Here is a 14,509-nt window from a genome sequence, read left to right on the forward strand (position 1 = left end):
CTCCAGGAGTCGGGCGTGGAGGGTAGGGAGTTCCCGGCCGCCGTCCGTTTCAGGCGGCCCCGCCGCGGCGGCGTTCAGCCCGGTTCGGCTCCTGGGGCGAGGAGTTCTCGGGGTGAGGGTGGCACAGGCAGGAGGCGACGACCACGAAGGGCCACAGGGACTGAAGGGCGGTTACCAGGCGTTCGGCGACACCGTCGGCGCCGCCCTGGTGCATTTCGAACATGAACCAGGCCGCGGTGACGAGCATCAGTGCGGTCGCCGCGAGGGAGGGGACGGGCCGCAGCCCCCAGGGTGCGGCGGGTCGCCGATCGGCGGCCAGCACCGGCCACACCGCCAGCAGCGCGAAGCCGACCGCGGCCGCCGAGCCGTGGCGCAGGGAACCTCCGCTGCTCGGCGGCGGGAGCAGAGCCACCACGAACGCGGCCGCTCCCCCCGCGCCCAGTGCCAACCGTCCGGGCAGCGCGGCCGGGCGCAGCCCCAGGGCGGTGATCATGTGGCAGACGCCCAGGGCGGCCAGCGCCCCGGTCATCACCCAGAAGCCGGCGGCGCCATAGGCCGCCAGGACACTGATCGTCTGCGTGGCGGGGTCGTAGGCAGGCCCTTCGAGCAGCGCGGCGATCGTCCAGCCGCCGATCAGCACGGCAGGCGCACATCCCGACGAAAGCAGGGCCCATCTTGGGACAGATCGCATCGAACTACCGTAAAACGCGGCTTGGGCCCGACCGCCACTGCCACGCATGTGCCGCGTCGGCAGACCGAACAGCGCTGCGCCATTCGAACAAATCCACCGCAAACGCCACACTGCGCCACCCCTTCCGGCGCATAGAAATATCCACCAGCATGAAGGGCCCTGCCCGGGCAGGCAGACGGACGGACGGGCAGGGTCGGCGAGTGCTGGGGGTAGGGACATGCAGCGCACCATGGGGAAACAGGCCATCGAGTGGCTCGCCGCGGCCGCCGCGGATCCTCGGTCGTGCAAGCAACAGTGGGACCAGGGCGCGGACGCGGTGCTGCTGGAGGCCGGACGCCTCTGGGACGTGCTCAGCGTCCCAGAGCACCTCGGCCTGGGCGCCCTGGATCTTCTGAGACGGGCGCGCCCGCGGCCGTCCGGACCCGTCCTGGTGAACTGCGGGGCGCGGAGAGTCGGCTTCTTCCTGCCGCCCGATCCGGTCACCGAGTGGGTCGGGCCCGGTGTGCGCCACGTCGGCAGGGGGTCTTGGGTCGCCGTGCCGCCGCCGTACCGGTCCGCCGGATGGCGCCTGGAGTGGCTGCTGCCGCCCGACGGGACCGGCGCGCTGTACGACCCCGCGGTCGTGGAACGCGCGCTGCGTGTGGCCGGCGGCGCGCGTACCGCCTGGACGCGGCTCAGTCGGCCGGGCGCGGAACGGCGACGCTGACGCGTCCGTTCCTGCCTCTCCACTCCCACAGGTCCACCGGTCCGGGAAGGCCCCGGGGGACGACGACGGCCGGTACACGTTCGGTCGCCTCGCCCTGCCGGTCGCCCGTCGGTTCGGCGTCGACGGTCAGGGCCGGCCCGGCGAACCGGCCGACCGCCCAGGAGGTGACGGTCTGCCCTTGTCCCTCGCCGACGCCCACGGCGTCCCACCACGTGTCGCGGCGCTCGGGTACCGCACGGCCCTTGGCATACCACTCCGCGACCAGCGCCGCGTAGATCGACGGCTGGCCCCGCAGGCCGGTGGCCGGTACGACGTACGACGCGGGTGCGGCTTCGCCACCGAGGACACGCCGCGCCGGCTCAAGTCTGTCCATGCCGAGGCAACGCCAAGGCGTGCGCCGGTGGTACGCCCGCCGCCCCCGCTACCACCCAGTCGAGTGAGACCGTCCCCCGGATGGAGTCATGGAGTGCTCGACCTCCCCCTCCCTCCCGACATCGTCAGCCCTCGATCGAGACAGGAGCCGCTTCCATGGACCGCAACGACAGCGACGACACCACCGACTGCCCGTGGTGCGCCGCACTGCGTGAGCCGAGCCCCTCGCCGACGGCGCAGCCGTCCACAGCACCGGGACGACGGCACGACCCGTACGTGTCGGGGACACAGTACGACGGCGACGACTGGTGACACCTGGCGCGCTGTCTAGTGATCGTGGGCCTCGTCGGTCTGCGGGGCCCGCTGGTGCAGCTGGGCGGCGAGTACGGCGACGTCGTCCTCGGCATGCCGGGCGTCGAGGCGGGCGAGCGCCGTGTCGATGATGTCCTCGACCCCGGCGGCGGACGCGAAGCCGACGCCGGCCAGCCGGTCCAGGGACTGCTCGATGTCCTCGCCGCGATGCTCGACGAGCCCGTCGGTGAACAGCAGCAGCGTCTGGCCGGGGTCCAGCCGCCAGGTGCCCGGCTCGTAGCCGCCGAGGCCCGTTCCCAGAGGCGGGCCGACCGGCACCGGCAGCAGTGAGGCGCTGCCCTCCGGGTCGATCACGGCCGGGGGCAGATGGCCGGCGCTGGCCAGGGTCACCTGGCCGCGGCCGGGGTCGACGCGGGCGATCAGACAGGTGGCCGGCCGGCGCTCCGGTTCCGCGGAGGCGATGTCGTCGAGCTGGCGCAGCACGCGGTGCGGTGGGAGGTCGGCGGAGGCGATGTAGCGCAGCGCGGAGCGGTACGCGGTCATGTCCACGGCGGCTTCCAGACCGTGGCCCATGACGTCGCCGACGACGAGCAGCGTCCGGCCGAAGTGCAGCCGGACGGTCTCGCACCAGTCGCCGCCCACCAGGGTGCTCTGCCCGACGGGCAGATAGCGGATCGCCACGTCCAGATTCGGGTGCGGACGGCCGGGCTCGGCGAGCAGCGCCCGCTGGAGTCGGCCGACGACGCCTCGGACCCGGTCGTGCTCTCGGGCGTGCCGGATGTGCGAGGCGGCGCGTTCGGCGAGGAGCGCGAGCAGCTCGGTCTCCGCCCGGGTGAAGGGCGCTCGGTCCCGGGCGCAGATCAGCACGCCGTAGGGGTGGCCGTCGGTGGCCAGGGGAACGCAGACCGCAGGTCGCGCGCCGCCGGACACCGGGTAGCGGGTTCCGTCTCCGTCCGAGCCGGCCGCTTCCCGTGCCGCCGCCTCGGCCCACCCCACGGGAGGCAGCGTCGCCGGGTCGCCGTGGACGGCCTCGTACGCCGGCCCGGCCTCGCCGCCGCCCCGCACCACCGCCGCCGTGCCGCCCGCCTGCCAGGCGGCCTCCCTGGTCAGCTCCGCGCAGGTGGCGTCCTCGTCCAGCGTGGTGCCGATCCGGGCCAGCGCCGTACGCACCACGGTCGGCCGGGACGACACGCCGAGGTCCTGCTCGGGTGTGCCACGAGACGCGACGGGCCGTGCCCTCGCCGGTCTGTGAAACATCTGAAACCAGCGCACCACACTGAACACCCTAAAGGCTGACAAAAGCACACAGTGTGCGAACGAAGGCATGGCGCAGGACATGGCGCAGGACATGGCGCAGGACACGGCGAGGGCGGGGCCGACAGGGGGCACGGGGGCGGGCGCGGGCGGATACGGGGAGCACGGGGGCGCACGTGCTGCATATATCTGCCGGTTTGGCGCGCGGGCGCTCGCCCCATACGGGGAATTGAGCCTCCGCCGTATGGCCGCGACACCGGGCACCCGGTGCACTGAGGCCTCCATCTCTCGGTCGTCGGCGCACCACAGGGAGGCTTTTCATGGCACTCACGGAGTGGACGAAGTCAATGGAGTGGCTGGCAGCGGCATCGGAGGACCCCGGCGCCTGCAAACACGAGTGGCAGAACGGCAGCACCGGGGTCGCGCTTCTGGCCGCGGGGCGGTTCTGGGACGTACTGATCGTGCCGGAGGAGCTCGGGCTGCGCGTCGCCGACCTCCTGGAAGAGCTGCCCCTGCTCGACCGCGGCCCCTGCCTCGTGGACACCCGACGGCGCAACGTCGGCTTCCTGCTGCCCCCGGAGCCGCAGACGGTATGGATCGGCACCGGCGTACGCCTGCTCGGCACGGGAGCCTGGATCGCCGCTCCCGCCCCGCACTGCCGCTGGGGCGCCCTGCGCTGGCTCGTCCCGCCGGACGGCACCGGGACCCTGAACATGCCGGAGGTCCTGGAGATGGCCCTCCAGCGCTGCGCGAGCGAGCTGTCCCGCACCCAGGGACACCCGGCGCCGGCCGCGTGCGCGGCAGGGGGGCGCGTACGGCCGTGACCGGCTCGCAGGTACCGCTGTGACGCGGCTGTGACAGTCGACGGACAGCGCCATGACGTCCACCGACCAAGGTATTGGAAACGGACAAATTGCAGCTTTCGGACATCCGTCGCTTCCGGTGATGTGAGCGGAGATGGCCGAGTCGAATTGTCAGAGGACCCCCATGAGCTTCACCATCACCACCCCGCACGACGCAGCCACCGCCGCCGCGCTGGCCCCGCGCGAGAGGGAGACGCTCCAGCACATCGCCCGAGGCTGCACCTATCTCCAGGCGGCCCGGCTCATGGGACTGTCCAAGCACACGGTCGACGCCTACCTCCGTCGTATCCGCGCCAAGCTCGACATCACCAGCACCGCCGAGCTCACCCGGACGGCCATCGCCCTGGGTCTGTGACCCGTACGTAACCCCCGCCGCGCCCCGCGTCAAGCAACGAACAACCGGGGCTGGGGCGTTCGTCCCCGCCGAGGGACGGTTGCAGTCCACCCCCCGCACAGACCCGAACAGGTTCCCCATGAATGACATCGCCATAGTCGGACTCGGCTGCCGCTTCCCCGGAGCCGCGGACCTCAGGGCGTACTGGAAGCTCCTCCTCCGCGGAGAACGGCAGTTCGCCGCGGTCCCGAAGGACCGCTGGAACCACGACACGTTCCACCGGCCCGGCGACCCACAGGCCCCGGACAGCGCGTACACCGACCAGGTCGCCTTCCTCCGGGACGTGGACCGCTTCGCCGCCGGGCACTACGGTCTGCCGCCGCGTCGCGCCGAGGCCATGGACCCGCAGCACCGCCTGGCGCTCGACGTCACCCGTGAGGCCCTCGACGACGCCGGGCTGGGCCGCGGCGGCTTCGACCGCGAGCGCACGGGCGTCTTCTTCGGCATCTCGGCATCCGACTACCGGGAACTCGCCACCGCCCGTCTCCGCGCCCTCGGCCTCGCCGACGGATCGCTCGGCATGACCGCCGACACGGACACGCTGAACGCGCTCAAGGCCAGTTCCGCGCGGGATCTCCCGCCCATCGGCACCTTCACCATGCCGGGCGTGCTGCTCAACATGGCGCCCGCCACGGTGAGCCGGCACTTCGACCTCGGCGGCCCCAGCTGCACCGTGGACGCCGCGTGCTCCAGCTCTCTGATGGCCCTCGACCACGCGGTGGCCCAGCTGCGTCGCGGTACCTGCGGGACCGCGGTCGTCGGAGGGGTCTACCTCAGTCTCACGCCGGACAGCCTGGTCGGCTTCTCCCGGCTCGGCGCGCTGTCGGCCGCGGGAGTGTGCCGCCCGTTCGACACCAGGGCCGACGGCTTCGTCCTCGGCGAGGGGGCCGGTGCCGTGATCCTCCGGCCGCTCCAGGACGCGCTCGTCGACGGCAACCGCGTCTACGCCGTCATCAAGGGCATCGGCTCCGCCAACGACGGCGCCTCGGCGGGGCCGCTGACGCCGAGCGCCGAGGGACAGCTGCGTGCCATGCGCGGCGCGTTCGACGACGCGGGCCTGCCTCCGGCCGCGGCCTCCTTCATCGAGGCGCACGGTACGGGGACCAGCGTCGGTGACCGCGCCGAGGTGGAGGCGCTGCGCCGGCTGCGGACCGAAGACGGCGGGGATCCGGGCGTCTGCTACCTCTCCTCGGGCAAGGCGCTCATCGGGCACTCGCTGTCCGCGGCCGGCATCGCGGGCCTGATCAAGACGGCGCTGGTGGTGCACCACCGCACGGTCGTACCGCAGCCCGACGTCATCCCCCACCCCGACCTGGGACTGGACGCCGCCGGCCTGCGCGTGGCCGACACCGCGCGTGCGCTGCCGCAGCCGCGACCGCAGCTTTCGAAGGGTGCCGGCCTGGTGTGCGCGGCCGTCAGTTCCTTCGGTTTCGGTGGCACCAACGTGCACGCGGTCCTCCAGCAGGCGCCCACCACGACCTCCGTCCGGCGGCCGTCGGTCTCCCCCCGGATGCGGGGCGTCACCGCCGTCCGGGACGCCGAGCCTCAGCTCGCGCTGATCTCGGCCGGCAGCCCGCAGTTGCTGCGGGAGCACATCGACGACCTCCTCGACCACGTGGAGAACCCGGATTCCCTGCCCACGGCGTCCATGGCGGCGCTGGCCCACACCTTGGCCGGGCGCGAGCCGCTGCCGAGCAGGCTCGCGATCGTCGCCGGTGACACGGCCGAGTTCACCGAGCGGCTGCGCAGGGCACGCCGGCAGCTGGCCGAAGGTACCCGGGGCGACCTCGGTGACGGTGCCTTCGCCGCGGACGCCCCCCTGCGCTCCGCCGCGCGCCGGATCGCCTTCGTCTACCCGGGCCAGGGCAGTCAGCGCCCCGGCATGATGCGGGAACTCCATGAGCGGTACCCCGACTTCCGCGATGCCGTCGACGCCCTCGGTGCCGAAGCGCGCAGGCACACCGGCGTCGACCCGGCCGACCTGCTGTACGGGCCGGCGGCGGACTCGGTGAGCGACACCGGGCTCAGGAGGCGACTCGCCCGCACAGAGGTGTGCCAGCCGCTGCTCGGCACCGTGCAGATCGCCGCCACCGGGCTGCTCGCCGCTTGCGGCATCGTCCCGGATGTCGTACTCGGTCACAGCGTGGGGGAGTTCGCGGCAGCGGCGACGGCCGGTGTCCTCCCGGCCGAGGAGACCGTGGCCCTGCTGGCCCGGCGGGGCGCGATCCTGCGGGACGCGGAGGGCGAGCCGCGCGGCTCGATGCTCGCCGTGCAGACGGACGAGGAGACCTGCCGACGGCTGGTCGAGGAAGTCCCTGACATCTGGATCGCCTGCTTCAACGAGCCCCGGCAGACGGTGGTGAGCGGTACCAAGGAGGCCCTCGGTGCGCTACGGCGCGTCTGCGCGGAGGCCGGCATCGCCACGAGGGCGCTCGAGGTCTCCAACGCCTTCCACTCGCCGCGGCTGGCAGCGGGCGACGAGGCCATGCGCGCCGACCTCGACGGCCGTCTCCTCACCAACCCCCGCCTCCCGCTGGTCTCCTGCGTGAGCGGGACCGTGTGCGACGACCCCGACCAGTTGCGCCGGCTGTGGACGCGCCACGCGTCCGCACCGGTCCGCTTCAGCGACGCCGTCCGCAACGCCTACGAGGCGGGCGCCCGCCTCTTCGTGCAGGTGACGGGCGGCAACTCGCTCCTCTCTGCGGTCCGCCGCAATCTCGCCGACCAGGACGACGTCCACGTCGTCGCCGTCGACAACCCCGCACCGGACGGTCAGCGGGGGTACCTGGGCGCCCTCGCCCGCCTTGCCGTCCTGGGCGTCGACGTCGACGTACGGAACCTGATCGAGCCGGCCGAACGCCGACTGCTGGACCTGCCGATCGCCCGGCTGGAGACGCAGTCGTACTGGTGGGGGCACCGGCCGACAGGTGCGACCCACGAGACCCGTTCTGCGCCTACTGGCCCAACGACTCCGCCGACCCCGTCAAACCCCGCGGACGCACCCCGAACCCGGACCTCCCTCGACCCGACCAAGGACCACCCCATGCACGAACTGCTCGACCTGATCCAGCACCAGATGACCCTCCTCGGCCGCCTCGGCGAGGCGCTGACCGGCACGACGGACGCGGGAACCACCCAGCCCACCGGGCACGCCGACGACGCGGGAGCAGGAGTAGAGGCCGAGGCACAGGCACAGGCACAGGCACAGGCACAGGCAGGGTCAGTCCAGGACGCGGTGTTCGAGCAGATCGCCCGTATCAGCGCGTTCCCGGCGGGTGATCTGCACGCCGGTCAGCGGCTGGTGGACGACCTCGGTTTCGACTCACTCATGCTGACCGACCTGTTCACGTCGCTCAAGCGGCTCTGGCCGTCCCTGACGGTCGACGAGAGGTGCGCCCGGCCGACGGTCGGGAGCGTCACCGCGATGGTGCGGGAGGAGGCCATGCCCCGGTCGCCGGGCGGCCTGAGCCTGCTGCCCCGTCCGACCGATCCCCCGGTCCCCGAGCCCCGGCACGCCGAGCCGAAGCACGCCGAACCATGGCACCCAGAGCCCGCCCCCGCCCACTCCCCGCCTCCGCCGGTCGACCAGCTCCCGCAGGACCAGACCCGCATCGACCGCTTCCCCGAGGTGGCCGCACATCAGGAGCGCATGAACCTGCTCGACCGGCTCGACCTGCCGAACCCCTACTTCCGCGTGCACGAGGGCGGCATGACGGACACCACCGTCGTGGACGGCCGTGAGCTGATCTCCTTCTCCGGCTTCAACTACCTGGGTCTGGCGAGCGACCCCCGGGTAACCGAGGCGGTGGAGGAGGCCGTCACGCAGTGCGGTACGTCGGCGTCCGCCAGCCGGCTGCTCTCCGGCAGCCGTCCGCTCCACCTCCGGTTGGAGCGGGAACTCGCCGACACCCTCGGAACCGAGGACGTGATCACCCTGACCAGCGGGCACGCCACCAACGTCACCGTCATCGGCCATCTCGTAGGGCCCGATGACCTGATCGTCCACGACTCGCTCGCCCACGACAGCATCCTTCAGGGCTGCAAGCTCTCCGGGGCCACGCGACGCCCCTTCCCGCACAACGACGCCGCCGCCCTGGACGCCCTCCTCACCCGGATCCGGCACCAGTACCGCCGTGTACTCGTCGTCGTCGAGGGCGTGTACAGCATGGACGGCGACATCGCCGACCTGCCCGCCCTCATCGACGTCAAGCGCCGGCACGGCACCCTGCTGATGGTCGACGAGGCGCACAGTATCGGCGTGATCGGCGCCACCGGGCGCGGCATCGGCGAGTACCACGACGTCGATCGCCAGGCCGTCGACCTGTGGGGCGGAACCCTGTCCAAGGCGCTGGCCGGGTGCGGCGGCTACATAGGCGCCGCCCGGAGTGTCGTGGAGTACCTCAGGTACACCGCCCCGGGATTCGTCTACAGCGCCGGCATGACACCCGCCAACGCCGCCGCCTCCCTGGCCGCACTGCGCATGATGCGTGCCGAACCGCAGCGCCTGACGCGCCTGCGGGAGAACTCCGCGCTGTTCGCGAGCCTGGCGCGCAGGGCGGGCATCGACATCGGCGCCAGCCACGACTCGCCGATCGTCCCGTGCATCGTCGGGGACTCGGCGAAGACCCTCCAGCTGGCCGAGGCGCTGTTCCGGCAGGGCATCAGCGTCAACCCGATCCTGCACCCGGCCGTACCCGAGGAGCTGACCCGGCTGCGGTTCTTCGTCACCTGCGAGCACACCCCCGACCAGATCCGCCACACCGTCAGCACGCTGCAACGGCAACTGCCGTACGCCGCCACCGCCACCGCCACTGCCGCAGCCGCAGCCGCAGCCGCAGCAGCCTGAGACGCGAGAGAGGAGTTCCGGACGTGTCGCGTCAGCCGCCGAGCGCCGCGAGCACCACGGACCTGGCCTCCTCCTGGACCTGGCGCAGATGGTCCGGGCCGAGGAACGACTCGCCGTAGATCTTGTAGACGTCCTCGGTGCCCGAGGGGCGGGCCGCGAACCAGGCGTGGGCGGTGGCCACCTTGATGCCGCCGAGGGCGGCCCCGTTGCCGGGCGCCTCGGTGAGCACCGTGGTGACCGGCTCTCCGGCGAGGGTGTCGGCGGTGACCTGGCGCGGGGACAGCTTGGCGAGCAGGGCCTTCTCCTCGCGGGTGGCCGGGGCGTCGACGCGTGCGTAGGCGGGGGCGCCGAAGCGGTCGGTGAGTTCGGCGTAGTGCTGCGAGGGGGTCTTGCCGGTGACCGCCGTGATCTCGGAGGCGAGCAGGGCCAGGATGATGCCGTCCTTGTCGGTGGTCCACACCGAGCCGTCGCGGCGCAGGAAGGACGCGCCGGCCGACTCCTCGCCGCCGAAGCCGAGGCTGCCGTCGGACAGACCGTCCACGAACCACTTGAATCCGACGGGGACTTCGACCAGCGGGCGGCCGACGTCCGCCGCGACCCGGTCGATCATGCTCGACGACACCAGCGTCTTGCCGATGCCGGCGCCCGTGGGCCACTGCTCCCGGTGCGAGAACAGGTACGAAATCGCCACGGCCAAGTAGTGGTTGGGGTTCATCAGGCCGCCGTCCGGAGTGACGATGCCGTGCCGGTCGGCGTCGGCGTCGTTGCCGGTGGCGAGGTCGAAGCGGTCGCGCCGCTCGATGAGAGAGGCCATGGCGTACGGCGAGGAGCAGTCCATGCGGATCTTGCCGTCCCAGTCGAGCGTCATGAAACGCCAGGTGGGATCGGTGAGCGGGTTCACCACCGTGAGGTCGAGGCCGTGCTGTTCGGCGATGCGGCCCCAGTAGGCGACCGAGGCGCCGCCCAGCGGATCGGCGCCGATGCGGACACCCGCGGACCGGATCGCCTCCAGGTCCAGGACGTTCGGCAGGTCGGCGACATAGGAGCCGAGGAAGTCGTGGCGGCCGGTTCCGGGTGCGGCCAGGGCGCGGGCGTAGGGGATGCGGCGTACGTCCTTCATACCGCCGGTGATGATCTCGTTGGCGCGGTCCTGGATCCAGGAGGTCGCCTCGGAGCCGGCGGGGCCGCCGCTCGGGGGGTTGTACTTGAAGCCGCCGTCGGCGGGCGGGTTGTGGGAGGGGGTGACCACCACGCCGTCGGCGATAGCGGACGTGCGGTTCCGGTTGTGGGTGAGGATGGCGTGCGAGACCGCCGGGGTGGGCGTGTAGCCGTCGGCCTGGTCGATGAGGACGATCACCTCGTTGGCCGCGAAGACCTCGAGGGCAGTGATCCGGGCGGGCTCCGACAGGGCGTGGGTGTCGGCGCCGAGGAAGAGGGGGCCGTCGGTGCCCTGGGCGGCGCGGTACTCGCAGATGGCCTGGCTGGTGGCGGCGATGTGGTCCTCGTTGAACGCCGCCGCGAGAGACGAGCCGCGGTGTCCCGAGGTGCCGAACGCCACCCGCTGCCCCGGTTCGGCCGGGTCGGGGTGCAGTGCGTAGTAGGCCGTGACCAGGCGGGCCACATCGATGAGGTCTTCGGGCCGGGCGACCTGCCCCGCTCGCGCGTCCTGCATTTCCCCGCTCCTCCGCACAGCTCGACCGTTGGGTACGGCCCTCATTCTCCCCCGCCCCGGCCGTCGGGACGCGCGCCGGGCCGCCGTTGTGGCACACGTCCGACGGGTGCGACGATGCGGGCCGACGAGCGGAGGGGCACCGCCGTGGGGCATGGGGATGTGGGGCATGGGGACGTGGGGCATGGGGACGTGGGGCACCAACGGCCGCCCGCCGCCGCGCTGTTCGATGCGCTGGGCGCCGACTACGAGAAGGCGTTCGGCCGTGCCCCCGCGCACCTGTCCGCGCTGGAGTGGCTGATCGAGCGGCTGCCGCTCGCCGCGCGGACGCTGGACGTGGGCAGCGGCACCGGTCGGCCCACCGCGGCGGCGCTCGTCGCGGCGGGGCACTCGGTGCTGGGTCTCGACGTCTCCCCCGTCATGGTCGAACTCGCCGCCCGTCAGGTCCCGGAGGCCGAGTTCCGCCGCGGTGACGTCCGGGAGCTGTCGTTCGAGGCGGGCTCGTTCGACGGCGTGTGCGTGTTCTTCTCGCTGTTGCAGATGACCCGCGCCGAGCAGTCGACGCTGACGCGGCGGCTGGCCCTGGCGCTGCGGCCCGGCGGACATCTGGTGCTGGCCACCGTGCCCGCAGACGTGGAGGATGTCGAGGTGGTCTTCCTGGGCCGGCCGGTCCGCGCGACCAGCTTCGCCGAGGAGGACGTCGTCGGCATGGTGGAGGCGGCCGGGCTGACGGTGCTGTCCCGGCACAACGCCACCTTCACCCCGGACCACCCCGGAGCCGGGCCCGAGCCCCACCTCTTCCTGTACTGCCGCCGCGACGAGGCCGGCCTCTGACGCGCTCCGGGCCAACTGCCTTCCTCTGCCCACCCCTTCGGCCGGCCTCTTCGGCCGAAGGCCACCTACCCCCACCGGGCGCCGCCGGACACACTGAGACGTCGGCCGGCCTCGACGCGGCGTCGACGGACAGCCCGTGGCCGCGTCCGCGCGGCCGTGCGCCATCACTCGAACCTGCCCTACCGTCCTCGGGAGACTTCAGTGATCACAGTGCGCCGTACCTCCATCAGACGTCGTCCACGGCTGATCGCCTCGGTGGTGAGCCTGTTCGTGGCGAGCGCTCTCGCCCTGTCCGACACCAGCGCGGCCGCAGCGCCCACGGCCGGCGTCACCCCGTCGGCCGCGTCGGTGTCCGGCGCGGCCTCGGCCGTAGAGTCCCTGGGGATCGCCGGGACGGCCTGGACCGTCGACGAGCGCACCGGGAAGCTGCGCATCCTCGCCGACTCCACGGTCGCCGACGCGGACCTGGCCAGAATCCGGCGAGCCACCGTCCGTTTCCCGGGTGTCGCGACCCTCGAACGGCTCGACGGCCGGCTGCGCACCCTCCTGTCGGGCGGCGACGGCATCTACACGGCCGGTTGGCGCTGTTCGGCAGGCGTCAACGTGCGCAGCGGCACCACCTACTACTTCGTCACCGCCGGCCACTGCACCGACACCCTGCCCACCTGGTACACCAGTTCCGCCATGAGTACGGCGATCGGTCCCAGCACCGGCACCAGCTTCCCGGGCGACGACTTCGGTGTCGTCCAGTACTCCAACCCGGCCGTACCGCATCCCGGCACCATCGGGACCGTCGACGTCACCGGGACCGCGACGGCCTACGTCGGCCAGAGCGTCTGCCGGCGGGGCGCGACCACCGGCGTCCACTGCGGCGTGGTCACCGCGCTCAACGCGACCGTCAACTATGCGGACGGAGCCGTCCACGGCCTGATCCGGACCAACATCTGCGCCGAGCCCGGTGACAGCGGCGGCCCGCTCTACGCCGGCGACAAGGTCGTCGGAATCCTCTCCGGCGGCTCCGGGAACTGCGCCACCGGAGGGACCACCTACTACCAGCCGATCCAGGAAGTACTGAGCGCCTACGGGCTTTCCGTCTACTGAGCCGTCGGTTCGAGACGGACGCAGCAGTGGCCGGCCCCGGGCGCCAGACAGGCCTGGCGGCCGTGCTCGTCGAGCCCTTCGAGGACGCCGCGGAGGAGGTGGAGGTTCATGCCGCACACGGTCTGCGTGTGTTCGCGGGCGAGCGCGTGGAAGGGGCAGTTGCCCAGCACGATCGCGTCACCGTCGTAGCGGGGCTCGAACCCGTACTGCTCCAGCAGGTCGAAGACGTCCGTGTGCTGCCCGGCGAGCTGGGCGCCTACGTCGTGAGCCTTGCGGTGCAGCACGGAACGGACGGGTTCGCCGGTGGCCTCGGACTCCTCCAGGGCCTGCGCCAGGAGCCGTCCGGCCAGCTCGTACTGCCGCTCCGGAAGGCTGACGGTGACCTGCTTCGCGGAGCGCCGGTACAGCTTGGCCGGCCTGCCCGCTCCCGGGCCGGTGCGGCCGCTGCGCCGTTCGTAGACGACGTCGAGGAGTGACTCGTCCGCCAGCCGGTCCAGGTGGAACGCCGCGGTCTGGCGCGCGAGCCCGAGCGCGGCAGCGGCCTCGTCACGGCTGACCGGTGCCTGCTGGCGCACGACATGGTCGTACAACCTCCTGCGCGTCGGTTCGTCCAGAGCGGCGACGGCGGAGACGGCGGGGCGGCTGGCTTCGTTCGGACGGTCCACGAACACCAGTGTAAAACCCATGCCCATTGACTTAAGAACCGCCAGGCGCTTCTATAAACAGTGAGAGTTGTCGTTAGAAGACCCGAAGGAACAACGCCATGTCGTCCATCACCACAACAACGCCGGCCGGGCCGCGGCGGGCCGCGCTCGCCGACCCCCGCTACCAGGCATTCGTCATCCTGCGCACCGGGTTCACCATCGCGCCGATCCTGTTCGGACTGGACAAGTTCACCAACCTGCTCGTGGACTGGCCCGGCTACCTCGCGCCGTGGATCGACGACGTCGTTCCCGGCAGCGCCCAGGCGGCCATGTACGCCGTCGGTGTCATCGAGATCGTCGCGGGTCTCGTCGTCGCGCTCGCCCCTCGCTTCGGGGGCTGGCTGGTGGCCGGATGGCTCACCGGCATCATCGTGAACCTGCTGACCATCCCCGACTACTACGACATCGCGCTGCGCGACTTCGGTCTGCTGCTCGGCGCGGTCGCTCTGGCCCGGCTCGCGCAGGGTTACCACCGCGAGGGGCCGTCGCGCTGAAGCCCACCGCGGCGACGGGAGCCTCACCCGCCCCCATCTGCCGGCGATCCCGGCGGTCAGGGGCGGCGTGACGGCTTCCGGCGTGAGGTGCGGCGGTGGAGCTGGATCGCGAGGGGCGCGGCGGTGAAGACGGAGGAGCAGGTGCCGACCGCGATGCCGACGAGCAGGGCGACGGCGAAGTCGGTGAACGAGGAGCCGCCCAGCACGGCGAGGGCGGTGAGGGCGGTGAGGGCGGTGAGGGCGGTGAGGGCGGTGAGGGCGGTGAGGGC

General features: G+C 72.3%; 14 protein-coding genes. 8 read left to right on the plus strand and 6 right to left on the minus strand.

The genetic code is table 11. The features are described 5' to 3' along the window. Positions 1–49 precede the first annotated feature (49 nt). Entirely contained in the window at positions 50–691 is a 642-nt protein-coding gene (locus KUM44_RS34190) for a DUF998 domain-containing protein (RefSeq protein WP_217213633.1), read from the minus strand. Between the two features lie 217 nt (positions 692–908). Between KUM44_RS34190 and KUM44_RS34195 the strand changes: the two genes are divergently transcribed. After that, positions 909–1,397: a hypothetical protein gene (locus KUM44_RS34195; RefSeq protein ID WP_217213634.1), complete on the plus strand. Its 489-nt coding sequence runs from the start codon at positions 909–911 to the stop codon at positions 1,395–1,397. On the opposite strand, the gene KUM44_RS34200 is transcribed toward KUM44_RS34195, so the two are convergent. After that, complete coding sequence (locus tag KUM44_RS34200; protein WP_217213635.1) at positions 1,366–1,770, minus strand: hypothetical protein; 405 nt, start codon at positions 1,768–1,770, stop codon at positions 1,366–1,368. The two genes, KUM44_RS34195 and KUM44_RS34200, sit on opposite strands and share 32 nt — an antisense overlap. Positions 1,771–1,925: 155 nt before the next feature. On the opposite strand from KUM44_RS34200, the gene KUM44_RS34205 reads away from it, so the two are divergent. Beyond that, positions 1,926–2,081, plus strand: coding sequence for a hypothetical protein (locus KUM44_RS34205; RefSeq protein ID WP_217213636.1), 156 nt, complete (start codon positions 1,926–1,928; stop codon positions 2,079–2,081). Between the two features lie 15 nt (positions 2,082–2,096). On the opposite strand, the gene KUM44_RS34210 is transcribed toward KUM44_RS34205, so the two are convergent. After that, positions 2,097–3,272, minus strand: coding sequence for a PP2C family protein-serine/threonine phosphatase (locus KUM44_RS34210; RefSeq protein WP_308402786.1), 1,176 nt, complete (start codon positions 3,270–3,272; stop codon positions 2,097–2,099). A gap of 383 nt (positions 3,273–3,655) precedes the next feature. Between KUM44_RS34210 and KUM44_RS34215 the strand changes: the two genes are divergently transcribed. The 3 genes from KUM44_RS34215 to KUM44_RS34225 all read left to right on the plus strand — a co-directional run bounded on the left by KUM44_RS34215 (position 3,656) and on the right by KUM44_RS34225 (position 9,438). After that, complete coding sequence (locus KUM44_RS34215) at positions 3,656–4,159, plus strand: hypothetical protein (protein ID WP_254390497.1); 504 nt, start codon at positions 3,656–3,658, stop codon at positions 4,157–4,159. A gap of 163 nt (positions 4,160–4,322) precedes the next feature. Further along, positions 4,323–4,553: a response regulator transcription factor gene (locus KUM44_RS34220; protein ID WP_217213638.1), complete on the plus strand. Its 231-nt coding sequence runs from the start codon at positions 4,323–4,325 to the stop codon at positions 4,551–4,553. 118 nt (positions 4,554–4,671) lie between these two features. After that, a complete protein-coding gene (locus KUM44_RS34225; RefSeq protein ID WP_217213639.1) occupies positions 4,672–9,438 on the plus strand; it encodes a type I polyketide synthase in 4,767 nt (1,588 codons plus the stop codon). 31 nt (positions 9,439–9,469) lie between these two features. Here KUM44_RS34225 and pgm read toward each other — a convergent pair whose 3' ends face one another. Beyond that, positions 9,470–11,110, minus strand: a complete 1,641-nt coding sequence (pgm, locus tag KUM44_RS34230; protein WP_217213640.1) for a phosphoglucomutase (alpha-D-glucose-1,6-bisphosphate-dependent) — start codon at positions 11,108–11,110, stop codon at positions 9,470–9,472. Between the two features lie 189 nt (positions 11,111–11,299). Between pgm and KUM44_RS34235 the strand changes: the two genes are divergently transcribed. Together KUM44_RS34235 and KUM44_RS34240 are read left to right on the plus strand one after the other, a co-directional pair. Beyond that, positions 11,300–11,941: a class I SAM-dependent methyltransferase gene (locus KUM44_RS34235; RefSeq protein WP_308402787.1), complete on the plus strand. Its 642-nt coding sequence runs from the start codon at positions 11,300–11,302 to the stop codon at positions 11,939–11,941. 201 nt (positions 11,942–12,142) lie between these two features. After that, entirely contained in the window at positions 12,143–13,042 is a 900-nt protein-coding gene (locus tag KUM44_RS34240; RefSeq protein ID WP_217213642.1) for a S1 family peptidase, read from the plus strand. Here the strand turns inward: KUM44_RS34240 and KUM44_RS34245 are convergent. Then, a complete protein-coding gene (locus tag KUM44_RS34245; protein ID WP_374202101.1) occupies positions 13,036–13,713 on the minus strand; it encodes a helix-turn-helix transcriptional regulator in 678 nt (225 codons plus the stop codon). The genes KUM44_RS34240 and KUM44_RS34245 overlap by 7 nt on opposite strands. A 92-nt stretch (positions 13,714–13,805) precedes the next feature. Between KUM44_RS34245 and KUM44_RS34250 the strand changes: the two genes are divergently transcribed. After that, on the plus strand, positions 13,806–14,240 hold the full coding sequence (locus KUM44_RS34250) for a hypothetical protein (protein ID WP_217213644.1): 435 nt from the start codon (positions 13,806–13,808) through the stop codon (positions 14,238–14,240). A gap of 56 nt (positions 14,241–14,296) precedes the next feature. Here KUM44_RS34250 and KUM44_RS46105 read toward each other — a convergent pair. Continuing rightward, the coding region (locus tag KUM44_RS46105) for a hypothetical protein (protein ID WP_254390498.1) at positions 14,297–14,509 on the minus strand (213 nt) is incomplete at its 5' end.

This window comes from Streptomyces sp. AC550_RSS872, from assembly GCF_019049285.1.
GTDB lineage: Bacteria > Actinomycetota > Actinomycetes > Streptomycetales > Streptomycetaceae > Streptomyces.

Coding starts and splice junctions, on each gene's coding strand:
- KUM44_RS34250 (WP_217213644.1), top strand. CDS start 13,806: ATGTCGTCCATCACCACAACAACGCCGGCCGGGCCGCGGCGGGCCGCG.
- KUM44_RS34205 (WP_217213636.1), top strand. CDS start 1,926: ATGGACCGCAACGACAGCGACGACACCACCGACTGCCCGTGGTGCGCC.
- KUM44_RS34200 (WP_217213635.1), bottom strand. CDS start 1,770: ATGGACAGACTTGAGCCGGCGCGGCGTGTCCTCGGTGGCGAAGCCGCA.
- KUM44_RS34215 (WP_254390497.1), top strand. CDS start 3,656: ATGGCACTCACGGAGTGGACGAAGTCAATGGAGTGGCTGGCAGCGGCA.
- KUM44_RS34190 (WP_217213633.1), bottom strand. CDS start 691: ATGCGATCTGTCCCAAGATGGGCCCTGCTTTCGTCGGGATGTGCGCCT.
- KUM44_RS34195 (WP_217213634.1), top strand. CDS start 909: ATGCAGCGCACCATGGGGAAACAGGCCATCGAGTGGCTCGCCGCGGCC.
- KUM44_RS34220 (WP_217213638.1), top strand. CDS start 4,323: ATGAGCTTCACCATCACCACCCCGCACGACGCAGCCACCGCCGCCGCG.
- pgm (WP_217213640.1), bottom strand. CDS start 11,110: ATGCAGGACGCGCGAGCGGGGCAGGTCGCCCGGCCCGAAGACCTCATC.
- KUM44_RS34225 (WP_217213639.1), top strand. CDS start 4,672: ATGAATGACATCGCCATAGTCGGACTCGGCTGCCGCTTCCCCGGAGCC.